The organism is Arthrobacter sp. HLT1-20 (assembly GCF_054510895.1).
Genome location: NZ_JBTNDR010000004.1, coordinates 90,001 through 105,353, shown reverse-complemented (window position 1 = coordinate 105,353; position 15,353 = coordinate 90,001). Strand labels below are relative to the sequence as shown.

Annotated in this window: 16 protein-coding genes; 5 read left to right on the top strand and 11 right to left on the bottom strand. The window is 61.3% G+C overall.

Features of this window, described 5'->3' with window-relative positions; all coding sequences use genetic code 11:
* The first annotated feature begins 208 nt into the window (after positions 1-208).
* Positions 209-820, top strand: a complete 612-nt coding sequence (locus ACX80Q_RS03885; protein WP_459329202.1) for a hypothetical protein — start codon at positions 209-211, stop codon at positions 818-820.
* A gap of 6 nt (positions 821-826) precedes the next feature.
* On the opposite strand, the gene ACX80Q_RS03880 is transcribed toward ACX80Q_RS03885, so the two are convergent.
* Both ACX80Q_RS03880 and dapD read right to left on the bottom strand, forming a co-directional pair.
* A complete protein-coding gene (locus tag ACX80Q_RS03880) occupies positions 827-1,720 on the bottom strand; it encodes a hypothetical protein (RefSeq protein WP_459329201.1) in 894 nt (297 codons plus the stop codon).
* Positions 1,721-1,762: 42 nt separating this feature from the next.
* Positions 1,763-2,752 carry a 2,3,4,5-tetrahydropyridine-2,6-dicarboxylate N-succinyltransferase gene (gene dapD, locus ACX80Q_RS03875; protein WP_459329200.1) on the bottom strand — a complete coding sequence of 330 codons (990 nt, stop codon included), beginning with the start codon at positions 2,750-2,752 and terminating at the stop codon, positions 1,763-1,765.
* 206 nt (positions 2,753-2,958) lie between these two features.
* Here dapD and ACX80Q_RS03870 point away from each other — a divergent pair, with 206 nt between their 5' ends.
* A complete protein-coding gene (locus ACX80Q_RS03870) occupies positions 2,959-4,095 on the top strand; it encodes a glycosyltransferase family 2 protein (RefSeq protein ID WP_459329199.1) in 1,137 nt (378 codons plus the stop codon).
* A 5-nt stretch (positions 4,096-4,100) separates the two neighbouring features.
* On the top strand, positions 4,101-4,265 hold the full coding sequence (locus ACX80Q_RS03865) for a hypothetical protein (RefSeq protein WP_459329198.1): 165 nt from the start codon (positions 4,101-4,103) through the stop codon (positions 4,263-4,265).
* 68 nt (positions 4,266-4,333) lie between these two features.
* Here the strand turns inward: ACX80Q_RS03865 and ACX80Q_RS03860 are convergent, their stop codons facing one another.
* From ACX80Q_RS03860 to ACX80Q_RS03840, 5 genes are all read right to left on the bottom strand, one after another.
* Positions 4,334-5,455: a hypothetical protein gene (locus tag ACX80Q_RS03860; protein ID WP_459329197.1), complete on the bottom strand. Its 1,122-nt coding sequence runs from the start codon at positions 5,453-5,455 to the stop codon at positions 4,334-4,336.
* 316 nt (positions 5,456-5,771) lie between these two features.
* On the bottom strand, positions 5,772-7,376 hold the full coding sequence (locus ACX80Q_RS03855; protein ID WP_459329196.1) for a molybdopterin-dependent oxidoreductase: 1,605 nt from the start codon (positions 7,374-7,376) through the stop codon (positions 5,772-5,774).
* Between the two features lie 128 nt (positions 7,377-7,504).
* Positions 7,505-8,323: an anti-sigma factor gene (locus ACX80Q_RS03850; protein WP_459329195.1), complete on the bottom strand. Its 819-nt coding sequence runs from the start codon at positions 8,321-8,323 to the stop codon at positions 7,505-7,507.
* The gene (gene sigK, locus ACX80Q_RS03845) at positions 8,323-8,904 is read right to left on the bottom strand and encodes an ECF RNA polymerase sigma factor SigK (RefSeq protein ID WP_459329194.1); all 582 of its coding nucleotides are present in this window, start codon (positions 8,902-8,904) and stop codon (positions 8,323-8,325) included. The genes ACX80Q_RS03850 and sigK overlap by 1 nt, the downstream gene beginning before the upstream one ends.
* A 93-nt stretch (positions 8,905-8,997) precedes the next feature.
* Complete coding sequence (locus ACX80Q_RS03840) at positions 8,998-9,672, bottom strand: fasciclin domain-containing protein (protein WP_459329274.1); 675 nt, start codon at positions 9,670-9,672, stop codon at positions 8,998-9,000.
* Positions 9,673-9,941: 269 nt separating this feature from the next.
* Between ACX80Q_RS03840 and dapE the strand changes: the two genes are divergently transcribed.
* Complete coding sequence (dapE, locus tag ACX80Q_RS03835; RefSeq protein ID WP_459329273.1) at positions 9,942-11,018, top strand: succinyl-diaminopimelate desuccinylase; 1,077 nt, start codon at positions 9,942-9,944, stop codon at positions 11,016-11,018.
* 95 nt (positions 11,019-11,113) lie between these two features.
* Here dapE and ACX80Q_RS03830 read toward each other — a convergent pair whose 3' ends face one another.
* The 4 genes from ACX80Q_RS03830 to ACX80Q_RS03815 form a co-directional block, all read right to left on the bottom strand.
* Complete coding sequence (locus ACX80Q_RS03830) at positions 11,114-11,956, bottom strand: amino acid ABC transporter permease (protein WP_459329193.1); 843 nt, start codon at positions 11,954-11,956, stop codon at positions 11,114-11,116.
* Positions 11,953-12,603, bottom strand: a complete 651-nt coding sequence (locus tag ACX80Q_RS03825; RefSeq protein WP_459329192.1) for an amino acid ABC transporter permease — start codon at positions 12,601-12,603, stop codon at positions 11,953-11,955. The genes ACX80Q_RS03830 and ACX80Q_RS03825 overlap by 4 nt, the downstream gene beginning before the upstream one ends.
* Positions 12,604-12,688: 85 nt before the next feature.
* Positions 12,689-13,585 (bottom strand): glutamate ABC transporter substrate-binding protein, encoded by an 897-nt coding sequence (locus ACX80Q_RS03820; RefSeq protein ID WP_459329191.1) that lies wholly within the window; start codon positions 13,583-13,585, stop codon positions 12,689-12,691.
* A 74-nt stretch (positions 13,586-13,659) separates the two neighbouring features.
* Positions 13,660-14,415, bottom strand: a complete 756-nt coding sequence (locus ACX80Q_RS03815) for an amino acid ABC transporter ATP-binding protein (RefSeq protein WP_459329190.1) — start codon at positions 14,413-14,415, stop codon at positions 13,660-13,662.
* Positions 14,416-14,536: 121 nt separating this feature from the next.
* Here ACX80Q_RS03815 and ACX80Q_RS03810 point away from each other — a divergent pair, with 121 nt between their 5' ends.
* Positions 14,537-15,310, top strand: coding sequence for an LOG family protein (locus tag ACX80Q_RS03810; RefSeq protein ID WP_459329189.1), 774 nt, complete (start codon positions 14,537-14,539; stop codon positions 15,308-15,310).
* The last annotated feature ends 43 nt before the right edge of the window (positions 15,311-15,353 follow it).

Here is a 15,353-nt window from a genome sequence, read left to right as displayed (position 1 = left end):
CTATCGCAGTTTCTTGTCAGCGGCCGCTGCTAGTTGCGATAGCGATCCATATTTTCCAGCCATAGCTGCGAGAGCGTCGGGAAAAAACACACCATTAGTGCGAGAGCGTCGGGTGGGGGAGATATTTGCCGTGCCGACGGCTCTGCGCCGGAGTAATCTTGGAGTACGGATTGTTGCACCATTGTCGCGGCGGCTGGAGGCAGAAATAATGCATCACACAGGTGGCCCTGGTTGGCGGATCACAATGGACACTTGCAGTCCAATGCTGACGGCTCTGTATCTGCGGGATGTGGCGGGCCTGGACGGTGCCGGCACCCCGGCCCTTTCCCATGTGGCGCCCACAGTGCGGGCAGCGGATCATTCAATGCTGACCTCCGGTGTGGGAGGCGCTGAAGCCCTGCGGGACCAGTGGGAGGTGTGGTGGAACAGGCTGCTGCAAAACTTTCCGGACAACCAGCAGAAGCTGTCCCCACCAGACTTCCCTGAGCTGGGTGGCATGCCTGCCCTGCAGCGGGTGGCACACGCCCACTACGGGGCCGCCGTCACCTGGGCACGGGAACAGGCACAGCTATACGCCCTGATGGCCGCCCAGCGCGAAACCTTGGGCGGGCACAAAATTCTGGCTGACCTGGTGGAGAACCGCGAACTGGAACTGGGCCGCCGGGCGCGGGAATTTACCCTGAGCATTGTGGAAGTTCCGCTCGCCGAACAACGGGCCTGGTTCATCGAACCCAACCGTTTGATCATGAGCTCCCACCTCATGGATGACCCTCAGGCATTTTGCAGCTACGTCCAACCCGTGGTGGAACTGCTGGTCTGAGCCGGGCTACTGCTTGACCGGTGGCGCAGCCGCCATGATCAGGCTCAACTGACCCGGAACAGCAGCACTTCCACCCTGCCAGCCCACGTTGTGCCCGCCCTCATTGGTGTTCCTATCCCACACTTTTCCGGCGTAGCTGATCTGTGAAATGCCAAACTGTTCCGCATTTGCCAACAGCCAGTGGGCAGTGGTCCAGTCAGCCGCATCGGGGACGTCCATGAGCACGCTGACGCTGCCATCAGCGGCAGCAGCGGTGGTGAACGGCACCTGGCCCATGACGGCGGACATGGCCGCAGCCATGGCTTCGGGAGTGCTGACAACCGTGGCAGGTGGCAGCGTGCAGTTCAGGCCCTGGGGCGTCTGCCCGGTCAATGCCGAGGCAAAGGCCCGGGACAGGGTCTCATGTTGGGCATAGGCATGCGGGTACCCCGATCGCTGCACAATCTGTGCGGCGTCGTTGATGGGCATGTCCACATAGCCGGGCACCTTCGCCAGCACGTCATAAAACGCGTTGGCGGAGTACAGGGGGTCCATGATTTCCTCCACGCTGCCCCAATCCTGGGACGGGCGCTGCTGGAACAAGCCCACGGAATCCAAATCACCGTAATCAATGTTGCGCAGCTTGGATTCCTGCAACGCCGTGGCCAGGGCAATCGACGCGGCACGCGCAGGCATGCCGCGGTGCATGGCCACAGCCGAGATCAGGGCCGCGTTCTGGCTTTGGTCCAAAGCCAAGGTATAGCTCGATTCCCCCACGGTGGCCGTGCAGCCCAGCGACAAGCCAGGGGCAAACGCGTCCTTGAAGGCATGGCTCAGCCAGACACCGCCGCCAATGAGGAGACCGGCGCTGACCGTAGCAACGGTCAACCAAGCCACAATGCGCCGACTGGTTCTGCTCATGGTCGCCCGGCCGGTGCCTGAGTGGACCCGCCGGTGGCGCCACTAGTTGGCATGCAGGATCTCATTGAGGGCAACGGTTGTACCCTTGCGGGGAAGCGCTTCAACGCCACCCGAGGTGGAGTTGCGGCGGAACAGCAGATTGGCCACGCCTGAGAGTTCGCTGGCCTTGACCACCACAGCCGTATCTTCGCCGTCGGCGTCCTTGGGACCCAAAACACGCACCCGGGTGCCGGCCGTGACGTAGAGGCCCGCCTCCACCACGGAGTCGTCGCCAATGCTGATACCAACGCCGGAGTTGGCGCCGAGCAGCACGCGCTCGCCCAGGGTGATGCGCTCCCGGCCCCCACCGGACAGCGTGCCCATGATGGACGCGCCGCCGCCAACATCGGTGCCGTCGCCAACCACCACACCGGCCGAGATCCGGCCTTCCACCATGGAGGTGCCCAAGGTGCCGGCGTTGAAGTTCACAAAGCCTTCGTGCATGACAGTGGTGCCGTCGGCCAGGTGGGCGCCCAGGCGGACCCTGTCGGCGTCGGCCACGCGGACACCTGCGGGGATTACGTAGTCCACCATGCGCGGGAACTTGTCCACGGAGTAGACAGTTACGGGACCCCGACGGCGCAGCTTGGCACGGGTGAGCTCAAATCCTTCCACGGCGGCCGGGCCATAATTGGTCCACACCACATTGGCCAGCTTGCCGAAGATGCCGTCCAGGTTGATGCTGTTCGGTGCCACCAAGCGGTGCGAGAGCAGGTGCAGGCGAAGGTAGGCGTCCGCGGCGTCGGCCGGTTCGGCATCCAGGTTGATCTGGGCAAAGACCACCCGCTGGATCACGCCGCGGTCGGCGTCTTCGCCGGCTTCAGCCAGGGCTGTGAGTTCGGCGCTGGCCTCCGGAGCATTGCCCAAGGCATCTGTGGCGGTGCCCAGCTCCGGGGCGGGGAACCATACGTCAAGAACATCACCGTCGCTGGTGATGCTGGCGAGGCCGAAGCCGTAGGCGGAACGTTCTGTCGCTGCAACTGTGAGAGTCATGGTCCTAAGTTTATCGGCACTCCACGGACTCGGTGACAGCCGGGGCGCCAGTCCCTCACCAGACCGGTGCTGCTCACCACCAAAGGTTGTCTTGATCGACTCTTGATTCACTCTTGTTCCTTTCCTGACCGATTCTTATCCGTTAGCTGAGTTGTCACCGCCATAGTTGGAAAACGGCAGGAAATCACAAGCAGGGGAGGAATTCGATGCACACCGAACACACTATTGGCGCAAGGGTTCTTCCCTCCGCATCGTCGGAAGCAGCCGCGGGCTTCCACAGGGCACCTGGCGGCGTGGTGACGGTTTTGGTCCCCGCACACAATGAGGCCGAGGCCATCATCGAGACCTTGGAATCCCTTGGCCAGCAAACGCGCAGGCCCGATCGGGTGATTGTCATTGCAGACAACTGCACGGACGCCACCGAGCAGCTTGCTTTGGCCTACGGTGCGGAAGTGATCCGCACCGTAGGAAACACGGACAAGAAGGCCGGTGCTTTGAACTTTGCGCTGGATGGCCTGCTCAAGGATGCCGCCCCGGAGGAACTCATCCTGGTCCAGGACGCCGACTCACAGCTTTCGGCAGATTTCATTGAGAACGCAGTGCGCCATTTGAGTGCGGACACCATGCTTGGTGCGGTTGGCGGCGTGTTTCGCGGCGGGCCCGGAGGCGGCTTTGTTGGCCATCTGCAGCGCAATGAGTATGCCCGGTACGCCCGGGATGTGAAACGGCTCCACGGGAAATGCCTGGTGGTGACGGGAACCGCAGCGCTGTTCCGGGTGCAAACGCTCAAGGGCGTTTCAGCGGCCAGGGTCAACGGTGCACTTCCGGCCGGCAACGGCCGCGGCGGCGTCTATGACACGTCAGTCCTGACGGAAGACAATGAACTGTCGTTCGCGCTGCTGACACTGGGTCACAGCATTGCCTCACCTGCCGACTGCACCTTGGTTACGGAAGTCATGCCAACGTGGCGCGAATTATGGGCTCAGCGGCTCCGGTGGAAGCGCGGCGCAGTAGAGAACTGCGTGCAGTACGGCTGGACGAAGGTCACGCGCCCTTACTGGGGACGGCAGGTCCTTTCAATGGTTGGCGTTCTGGTCACCATCGCCTACTTCTCCTCCATTGCGGTCGCCCTGGGTTCAGGGGCAGGCCTGCACATACACGCCTTCTGGATGGCCGTGACTGGCGTTTTCGTGCTCGAACGGGTGGTGACAGTGCGGCTGCGGGGCTGGAAGTACATGCTGCTTGCGGCCACCATGTATGAGACGGTGATCGACCTGTTCCTGCAGTTGGTTCACGCCAAGGCGTACACGGATGCAATTTTTAACAAGAAGAAAGTTTGGTGAGGGAAATGTACAACAATCCAGCAGCACCCATGGCCGCAGGCGCAGGTTCGGCAGCACTTGCCATGACCGGAGCGAGCCAGCTGTTTTGGTTCGCCTTGGCAGCGTTCGCGATGCTGGCACTCGGCATGGCTGTCAAGCGCATTGTCCCGGTGCGCAAGCGCAAGGCTTAGCGACGGTCTCCAATCCCCTGAAGCCGGGAACCGTGGAGTTTCCTCCACAGGTCCCGGCAGCAGCGGGCTTACTTGATGGGTGCGGTGGAGGCAGAGTTCTTCGACACCGTGGTGTAGCCGGACTTGGAGCCGGTGACACGCACCATCATGGTTTTCCCGACGTCGGCTTTGACCAGCTTGTAGGTTTTGCCCGTGGCTCCCGTGACGGCTGCGCCCGAGCGGTACCACTGATACTGCAGGGTTGCGCCGGTGGTCCAGGTGCCGGGGTTGGCCGTCAAGGTGCTGCCCGTCCGCAAGGTCCCGCTGATGGTGGGTGTCGGGGCAGTGAGCGTCAACGGGGCACTGGCTGGCGGGGTGAAGGAGAAGTCACGAATCGTGACGGTTTCCGGGGCAACATGGGCCGGGTCGCCACCGCCGCCGCCGGTTACCCAGAGGTTGAAGTGGATGGCTTCCTTGGCCGGCACCGGCACCGTCGAGCCCGACATGACGGTGCGCTTGAGCAAGGTTCCTGTGTAGCCCTCGCCGGCGTACGTTTCAAAAGTCAGCTTGCCCGGTTCCCACACCATCTTGTGGGTCAGGATCAGATCGTTTGTCACATCAAAGGTGATGGTGCTGTTGCCCTGCCCTGGCGGCTTGCCGGCGTCGAACCAGTAGCCGTGCCCTTGGGTGACGGGCCAGGACTCGCCATAGCTGGCTCCACCGCCCCAAGCGGAGGCTTCGCAAACATCAATTTCGTTGAACCCGGGTGACGCCTCGGGATCATAGGTGAACAGGCAGCCCCAGACCACTTCCTTCGCAAGCGTACTGACGTCCTTCTCCACTGTGGTGCTATAGGTGCCATAGCCGAACCCTTCCCGAGTCGACTGGAATTCCGCGCCAGCCGGTGCAGACCCGCTCGGGTTGGACAGGGTCAGGGTGACGTGTCCGTTCGCGTCGGGGCTGCTGACGTTGGCCGGATCATAGCTCTGGTTGTATTGTGGGGCTCCGCCCCAGAAGCGCTTCTGCCAGTTGAAACCCTTCCATGCAAAACTGCCAACCGGGCCGGGATTCTCCGCCATGGGAGTTGTATCAGCGGCCCGGGAAGGAACCACCCCAACCGTCATGCACAGGCCCAGCGCGAGGAAAAGGGCCAGCGGATTTACCTTCTTGGAAAGAATCCGCGCCTTGCTGGGTTTGGATGTGCTCCTCATATGGAGAAGCGCAATTACCGTCCGTGTCATAGCCGAGACCTCCGCTGTTCGGTCACCCGGTGACCACCCTGGCCCCGTGGTTGGCAAGCCGAAGTGGTCCGGCTTGCCTGCACTGCTGATCAATTGCCCAGCAGCGTCGCTACAAACCCCACCCAAAGTATGCAACTCATTGATTATGGAACACGTCACAGGTGTTTGGGTGAAATCTTTGCAGATTTGTTGACGCACCATGGCCTGGGGCGAAGGTTAAAGACAAGAAAGGAGGCACCGGCCGGGGAGAGTGAATCCCCTGCCAGTGCCTCCTCTTCGGCCGTGCCTAGGTGACTGTGAAGTTGATGGAATGCCAGCCCGTGGAACCATCAGGCTCGGGCGGAGCCTGCTGTTCGATCTGCAATTCGCCAGCTGCGTCATAGGCGCGGACCCGCACTTTGTGGGTTCCGGCTGGGGCGTTGTCCCAGATATAGGACCATTGGCGCCAGGTGTCCACGGAGGCCTCGTCCGCCAACTGCGCAAGCTGCCATGCGCCGTCGTCGAGCTGGACCTCCACCTTGGAGACGCCCTTGGTCTGGGCCCAGGCGCTGCCGCCAATGGAAACCTGCCCTGCCGGCACCCTGCCAAAAGCCCGGGGCACCTCAACCCGTGATGCGGTCTTGATGGGACCGTGGGAGGACCAGCCACGCGATGTCCAGTAGCCGGCCTTCTCGGCGAAGGTTGTGACTTCCAAGTCCACAACCCACTTGGTGGCCGAAACAAAACCGTACAGGCCGGGGACAACCATGCGCACGGGGAAACCGTGGTCGAACGGAAGCGGTTCGCCATTCATGCCCACAGCGAGCATGGCGTCACGGTCATCCTGCAGCACGGGTAGGGGAGTGGAGGCGCTGAAACCGTCAATGCTGGTGGAGAGCACCATGTCCGCGCCGTCCTTGGGCTTGGCCCGGGCAAGCACCTCCCTGATGGGTAGTCCCAGCCATTTTGCGTTGCCGGCCAGGTTGCCACCCACCACGTTGGAGACGCAGGTCAGGGTGACGTAGCTTTCAATGAGCTCGGAGGACAGGAGCTCGTCAAAGCTGATGGTGAATTCTTCCTCCACCATGCCGTGGACGCGCAGCTTCCAGGAGGAGGGGTCGATTTCCGGCACGATCAGGGCAGTGTCAATCCGGTAAAAGTCTGCGTTGGGGGTCACAAACGGCGTGACACCCACAACGGGTGACTGAACGCCCGCGGGCAACGCGGCGGCCATGGTCTTGGGTGCGGGAAGCTTCAGAGCTTCACGGACGGTGTTGACTGCGTTGCGGGTGGTGGAAAGGACAGTCCCGCCAACGCCAACGACGACGGCGATCCCCGCCAAGGCGGCCGAGCGCAGCATGAAGGATCGCCGGCTGGGGCCGGGAGCGGGTGCCGGCTGTGATGGCGCGGCCGGGCTGGTGTTCACCGGCGTATCAGCGGGGTGCGGTTTGACTGTACTTGCTGGCGTCAAGTACCTCAGTGCCCACAGACCAGCCGCGGTTCCCAGCAGGAGCGGCACCAGGTCAAAGATGCCAGCCCCCGCCCGGGTAATGATGCACAGGGCCATGACCAGCGCAAAGGCAAGAACCATGGCCGAGCCTGCCTTGAGGCTCCTGCGAGCCACAACTCCTGCTGCTGCCGCCAGAAGCGCCGCAGCGATGGTCATGGAAAGGAGCAAAACCATTTTGTCGTTGGTGCCAAACGTGGCAATGGCGAAGTTCTTCATCCACTTGGGGGTGAAGTCAATAAAGGTTGATCCCACGGATGTCAGGGGGGAGGCGACAGGTCCGAAGAATGCCGCAACGAGTTGGGCTACAGCAAAGAGGACCCCGGCGGAAATGACTCCCGCGAGGGCTCCTGGCAACAATGCCCGCCAGTGGATTTTCCGTGTCGCCGTGCTCTGCTTGCCCATATCAGGATCCTTAGAACGCTTGCTTGTTCTACCGCAGGTTCCTGAAGTAGAAGTACTTGCAGGTACTTCGGAGCCGAAAGCCCACCGGATTGCTCCGGTGGGCTGATTCCTGGCAAAGAACGAACTGCCTAGATGGCTTGGACCACTATGGGAGTTGTGGTGGGAGCGGGCGAACCGCCGGCCGGCTCCACCGTGATGCCCACATGTGTTGCGCCGCCCAAAGGCCCGTTGAGTACCTGCATGGCCGGGGCTTCCGGGTCGGCGTGGTCCATGAGGCCTGCCGGTACTGCGCCTGCTGCCGAGATGAACCACAGTTCATAGGTTTTGCCTTCCGGAGGTGCCGGCATGCCGCTGACCATGACTGCCGCCCTGTTGGCCTTGCCCGACGACGCCACGGTGACGGTTCCGCCGTCGGACAATGCAGTGGTGGCGATTTTGGCGTCGGGTGAGCCAACAATGCTGAGCATGGCTTCCTGCTGGGCCGCAGCAGCCTTCTGCTGGGCCTCCATGGCGACGAGCTTCTCTTCCATGTCCCGCTGCGTTGCGTTTTGGCCGGCAGCCCAGCCGCCCACGCCAACTCCGGCAAAAATAGCCAGGGCTGCCGCGGCGCTCAGGGCTGGCACCCAGGGGCTGCGGCTGCCCTTGTTCAGCTGTTGTGCGGCGCTCTGTGAGGGGTGCCGCCTTGCCGATGAAATATCCCTGACCACTGAGCTGGCGGGCAACTGGCGGGTGTTGCGGATGGCGGCCATGACATCTGCCTTCAACGCGGCCGGAGGGGCTTCGGAGACCGTGCCGTAGGCAAGAAGTGCAGCCGTCTCGCTGAGGCTGCGCACTTCATCCAGAGTTTCCGCGTCAGTCAATGCGTAGCGCTCAAACTCGGTGCGTTCCCCGCGCTCCAAGGCGTTCAAGGCGTAGGAGCCGGTGAGTAAATGCAATTGCTTTTCCATCACGCTACTCCTAACCTGTCCCTGAGCCTGATCATTCCGTCGCGGATTCTTGTCTTAACAGTGCCGACTGGAATTTTGAGCAGTTCGGCAACTTCTTGGTGTGTGTACCCACCGTAGTAGGCCAAGCTGATGGCTTCCTGTTGGGGTTGCGTCAGTGTTGCCAAGGCAATCCTGACGCGTTCGGATTCCATCTGGGTCTCGACGGTGTCTGCGACGTCGTCGTAACTCTCCTGGTATTCCTTCATGCCCTGGCGAAGGTCCCGATCGGAACTTGCCTGGCTGGCCCGGACCTTGTCAACGGCTTTTCTGTGCGCGATGACCAAAATCCAGGACATTGCTTTGCCTCGGTCGGCGTCAAAGCGTGACGCCTGTGACCAAATGTCGATGAAAACCTCTTGTGTCACTTCCTGGCTTTGGGCCGGGTCGCGAACCACTCGCCGCACCAAGCCAAAGACGCGAGGTGCAACGGCGTCGTACAGTTCTTCGAAGGCCGCCTCGTCGCCCAAGGCGACGAGGCGGATCAGGTCCTCATGGGTTGGTGGTGCCAGGGGCTCCACGGACCGCAACCAAGGTAAACGCATACTGTCTACCTTGCCATGGTCCGTCCCCATGAGCCCATTCCCTCCGACGTGTGTTGCATTTTGTTGACGCGGTAGTTCAGCAGATCGCGGCAGTTACTTCTTTGCCGGGGGCATCAGGACCGTGTCGATCAGGTAAACAGTGGCGTTGGCTGTCTTGACGCCACCACAGATGACCTTGGCGCCGTTGACCATCAGGTTGTCGCCGCTGCCGGTGACTTCCAAGTTGCCGCCCTCAGCCGTTGCGTGCTCGCCGGCAACCTTGCTCGGTGCCAACTGGCCGGGGACCACATGGTAGGTCAGGATGGAGGTCAGGGTTGCGGAGTCCGTCTTCAGGCCCTCGATGGTTTCGGCCGGGATCTTGGCGAAAGCGTCATCAACGGGGGCGAAGACAGTGAAATCACCGGAGTTCAGGGTGTCAACCAGGTTGACGTCCTTGTTCAACTGGCCGGAGACGGCTGCCGTCAGGGTCTTGAGCAGCGGGTTGTTTGATGCGGCGGTTGCAACCGGGTCAGCTGCCATGCCAGCCACTGAGCCTGCGCCACTGGGAACGGCTGCTGCATAAGCGGCACAGCCCGAACCGACCAATTCGCCAGCCATTGCTTCGGTGGTGGCCATGGGGGCTTCGCTGGTTGCCATGGGGGCATCCGAGGTGGCGCTGGGGGTGGTGGTTCCGCCGCTGCAGGAAGTGATTCCCAAGGCGGTGATGGCCAGGATGCCCAGACCGAGGCTGAGGCTCTTACGGTTTGCAAACTTCAAGGTGGTGTTCATGATGATCTCCGTAGTGTGAAAGCGGAAGGATTCCGATTTGCTTCCCATGTCCGTTGCCTTCAATACTCTGCGCCGGGCTCCGGTGGGCTGTCAGAGAGTACTTCGGAGCCGCGGATGGTGCGGATTGGAAGGAAGGCAAAAATTATTTTTGGACTGTTTGGCGCCGGTAAACTGGGGCCATGACTAACTCCAACGCCCCAATAACTATCGGCACCACAGCGGCAGGCGGGCCCGGTGGCGGCGACGAGGCAACCGGCGTCGAACAAGAGATGCACACCCTTGAGCTGCACGGGGACGTTGCGGCGCTCACGGCTGCGCTGATGGACATTGAGAGCGTGTCAGGCAACGAGCGGGCGCTCGCCGACGCGGTGGAGGCGGCGCTGTCAACGCTGGGGCACCTGCAGGTGACGCGCAACGGTGATTCCATTGTGGCCAGGACGCAACTGGGCAGGGCCGAGCGGGTGATTCTGGCCGGCCACCTGGACACCGTCCCGCTGCCCACCACGCCGGGATCGCGCGGGAGCGTACCCAGCACGTGGGACGGCGAGGTGCTGTACGGCCGCGGCGCCACGGACATGAAGGGTGGTGTGGCCGTGCAGCTGGCCCTGGCCGCCACCGTGCTTGAACCCACCAAGGACATCACCTTCATCTTCTACGACCATGAAGAAGTGGCCGCAGCCAAGAGCGGGCTGGGGCGTTTGGTCCGGGAAAACCGGGAATTGTTGGACGCAGACTTTGGCATCCTGCTGGAGCCCACCAACGGAACCGTTGAGGGCGGCTGCAATGGAACCATCCGTTTTGAAGCCACCACCTCGGGATTGGCAGCACATTCGGCCAGGGCATGGATGGGGGAGAACGCCATTCACGCCGCAGCCCCCATCGTGGCCCGGCTGGCCGCATACCAACCGGCCACCATCACCGTGGACGGGCTCGACTACAGGGAATCACTGAACGCCGTGAAGATTCACGGTGGCACTGCCGGCAACGTGATTCCGGATAAGTGTGTTGTGGAGATCAACTACCGGTTTGCCCCGGACAAGACGCCAGATCAGGCTGAGGCGCACGTTCGTGAGCTTCTGGAAGGATTCGAGCTTGTGCGCACGGATGCCGCAGCCGGAGCCCGTCCGGGGCTCAATGCGCCTGCCGCTGCCAGCTTTGTTGCCGCCGTGGGCCGGGCACCCCTGCCCAAGTATGGCTGGACAGATGTTGCCCGGCTCAGCGAGATGGGCATCCCGGCAGTGAACTTTGGCCCCGGGGACGCCCTGCTGGCCCACAGCGACAACGAGCACGTCCACGCCGATGACATCCGCGAGTGCCTGGCCGCACTGACGCGCTGGCTGGGTTAGCCCTCCTTAGCGCAGCTGGCCCGCGGAAAACGCCGAACCTCGTGGTAAACCTTTTTGTTTTTTTTTTTTTCTGCGGGCCAGTTGCCTCAGCGGTGCTAGCCGGCCATGCCAACCTTGGCCTTGACGACCTTCACACGGGAGGACATCTTGTATTCGGTGAACTTGGCAACACCCGAGAGGATCAAGCACAAGCCCACGTAGATGACTGCCGCGACCATGAGACCGGGGACCACCGGGGAACCGTATTGGATCTGGGATCCAAGGAAGTTCGCGTAAAACAAGATCTCCTCGTACAGGATGAGGAAGCCCAAGGCGGTGTCCTTCATGATGACCACCAGCTGGGAAATGATGACCGGCAGCATGGCCCGGACGGCTTGGGGCAACAGAATGGTGCGCAGCACCTGCCCCTTGGACATGCCGATGGCGTACCCTGCCTCGCGCTGCCCCTTGGGCAGGGACTCAATGCCGGCACGGAACACCTCTGCCAAGACCGAGCCGTTGTAGAGGACCAGGCCCACCACGACGGCGATGAAGGGCGTGATGCCCTTGATCCCGGCTGAGGACAGGCCGTAGTACATGATCATCATCAGGATCAGCAGCGGCACCGCACGGAAAAGCTCCGTGAACCAGTAGCACGGAATCCTGACCCACTTGGAATCGGCTAGGCGGCCAAAGGCGAGCACGATGCCCAGGATCAGGCTGCCGACGGCCGCGACGCCGAAGGCGCTCAGTGTGGCGCCGATGGCCTCAAGAAAATTTTGCTGGACGAGCGGGAAGGTGAAGATTTCCCACTTCTCAGCCGTGAACTGTCCCGATTCGTAGAACCGGAAAAGGATGAAACCCACAACGCCAACAACCACAATGAAGGTGATGAGATTGAGGTAAACGTTGCGCACACGGGCCCTGGGGCCCGGAACGTCAAAAAGCACTGCACTCATCGCGCAACCCTCCACTTCTTCTCGAGGTAGCGCTGCAGTGGCGTCAGGATGCCCAGCACCAGCACCACGAAGATCAAGGCAACCCCCAACAAGCCGGGCAGCAGGGGCTCGCCGCGTTCACTGAGGTAGGCGCGAATGGCGCCGGCCTCGAACACGGAGAAACCGGCCGCAACCGTCGTGTTCTTCAGCAAGGCGATAAAGACGCTAAAGAGCGGCGGAACCACCGAACGGAAGGCCTGCGGCAGCACAATCAAGGAAAGCGTCTGCATGAACGGCAGGCCAATGGCACGCGCCGCCTCGGACTGGCCCACGGAAACCGTGTTGATGCCGGAACGGATGGCCTCGGAAACGTAAGTTGCCGTGTACAGCGAGAGGCCGATGATGGCAGCTGTCATGAAGTCGATGGGTGGCAGCCCCAGTTTCGGGTAGCCGAGAGCAAAGAAAGCCAGGATCAGCGTCAGGGGGGTGTTGCGGACAGCGTTGACGTACAGGGTTCCCGCGGCACGCATGGCCGGTGCCGGGGAGACTCTCATCCCGGCAACAATGGTGCCCAGGATCAAGGCAAAGAACGCAGAGATGATAAACAGGATCCCCGTGTTCTTGAAACCAGTGACAAACAAGTCACTGTTATCAATGAGTACATTCACAGTGCAGCGTCGCTTTCAGTGAATTCGAGAGGACAGAAGCTGTGGTGGTGCGGACACATCCGCACCACCACAGTTCAACGGACTTTTAGTACTGGTCAACCTTGGGCTGTTCAACCTTGGTACCGGAGAGGCCCAGCGTTGAATCGAAGATCTTGGTCCAGATGGCGCCACCGTTGGTGAGGGTCTCGTTCAGGTGGGTGCGCAGAACCGTGTCACCCAGCGGCAAGCCGATGCCGTACTTTTCAACCGTGAACGGTTCACCGACAACCTTCATGAGGTCCGGTTCCTGTGAAGCAAAGCCGAGCAGGATGGCCTGGTCTGTGGTGACCGCGTCCACATCACCGTTCTTCAGCGCCTCAACGCACTTTGAGTACAGGTCAAATTCCACCGGAGTGGCCTCCGGGAAGTTCTCCCGAATGTTCTGGATGGGGGTGGAACCGGTGGCGGAGCAAACCTTCTTGCCGGCCAGGTCCTTCTCACTCTTGATGGTGTCGTTCGCCTTAGCCACCAGCAGGCCCTGGCCCGTAACAAAGTACGGGCCGGCAAAGTCGACGAGCTTCTTGCGCTTATCGGTGATGGAGTAGGTGCCTACATAGAGGTCCACATCGCCCTTGGCCAGGGCTGTTTCGCGGGTGGCGGAGGGTATTGACTTGAATTCAATCTTGTCCGCGGCAACACCCAGCGAGGCAGCCATCCAGGTGGCGATCTCAATGTCGAAGCCGCTGTATTTTCCGGTGGCTGCGTCGAGGAAGCCCAAACCGGGCTGATCGGGCTTAACACCAATGCGGATGGTGCCCGAGGACTTGATCTTGTCAAAGGTGGGGCTGCCGGTCAGGGCAACATCCTTGGCAACTTCAAAGGCCGGGGCAGCGCTGGTGGAGCCGCCACCGGCGGTGTCGCCGCCACAGCCTGTGAGGGCGAGGGCAGCAGCAGTGATAACAGCCGCGACGCCGAGGCTTTTCCTGCTAAAGATATTCTTCATGATGATTCCTTTCAGGGACGGCCATGATGGCCGTTCTAATGAGTGGCTGCAAGAGCCAAAAACAAGGGGGCTGGCTAGTTGGTGAGGATTTTGGACAGGAAGTCCTTGGCCCGGGGAGTTTGCGGGTTGGTGAAGAACTCGTGGGGTGTGGCTTCTTCCACTATTTGCCCATCCGCCATGAAAATGACCCTGTCGGCAGCCTTGCGGGCAAAGCCCATCTCGTGGGTGACAACCACCATGGTCATACCCTCCTTGGCCAGCTCGACCATGACGTCCAGGACCTCGTTGATCATTTCCGGGTCCAGAGCACTCGTGGGCTCATCAAAGAGCATGACCTTTGGCTTCATTGCCAAGGCCCGTGCAATGGCCACGCGCTGCTGCTGCCCACCGGACAGCTGGGCGGGCAGTTTCGCGGCCTGATGACCCACGCCAACGCGTTCCAACAAACCCATGGCGAGTTTGTCGGCGTCGGCCTTGTTCATGCCCTTGACCTTGATGGGGCCCAAGGTGACGTTCTCCAAGATGGTCTTGTGGGCAAAGAGATTGAATGACTGGAACACCATGCCAACATCGGCACGCAGCGTTGCCAATTCCTTGCCTTCCTTGGGAAGTTCCTTGCCATCGATGGTGATGGAGCCATTGTCAATGGTCTCCAGCCTGTTGATGGTGCGGCACAACGTAGATTTGCCGGAACCCGACGGTCCAATGACCACCAGAACCTCGCCCTTAGCCACTTGCAGATTGATTTCCTGGAGCACATGGAGGGGGCCATAATGCTTGTTGACGGCCTTAAGTTCCACGAGCGCAGGAGCATGTGCGGGATTTGTCATGGTTCGAATGTATCGACAATCACAAGCCTCAGACATGTTTTTGGCCCCTTCGGCGGGGATCGTAACGCTAACGAGATAATGTGAGGCAGGCCATGTCACCTTTTCACGTACCCTTGTTCCCATGAGCGCACCAACAGGATCCAGCCGAAACCCCCTCCCGCAACTTCGCCGTTTTGGCATCTGGCGCAAGAACGGCTCGGGCCGCGACACAGCCGATGCCAGGCTGTTGGAAACACCGCCCAGCAGCGACTTCACCCACACCGATCCGTGGCGGGTCATGCGCATTCAAAGCGAATTTGTTCAAGGCTTTGACGCCTTGGCCGACATTGGCCCTGCCATTAGTGTTTTCGGTTCGGCACGCACCAAACCCGAATCTCCCTACTACGCCGTGGGTGTTGACGTGGGCAAGCGCCTGGTGGAAGCCGGCGTGGCCGTCATTACCGGAGGCGGGCCGGGCTCCATGGAGGCCGCCAACCGTGGCGCATCGGAGGCCGGCGGGCTCTCCATCGGCCTAGGGATTGAGCTCCCCTTTGAAGCAGGCATGAACGAATGGGTTGGCCTGGGCGTGGACTTCAGGTACTTCTTTGCCCGCAAAACAATGTTCGTCAAGTACGCCCAGGGCTTTGTGGTGCTGCCCGGCGGCCTTGGCACCCTGGATGAGCTCTTCGAGGCCATGGTCTTGGTGCAGACATCCAAGGTGAGCCAGTTCCCCATAGTCCTGGTTGACAAGGCCTTTTGGGGTCCGCTGATGGACTGGATCAGGGATGTCATGGTGGTCCAGGGTCTTGTTTCAGCCGAGGATCTGGACATCGTTGCCCTGGTGGACACCGCCGAGGAAGCCGTGGCCCTGGTGATGGCGGGCAAAGCCGGTGCGAAAGTTGCTGGACGCGGTTAGGGGCGGCTTCACGAAGGCTTAAAGCGGCCCGGCATCTGGCACG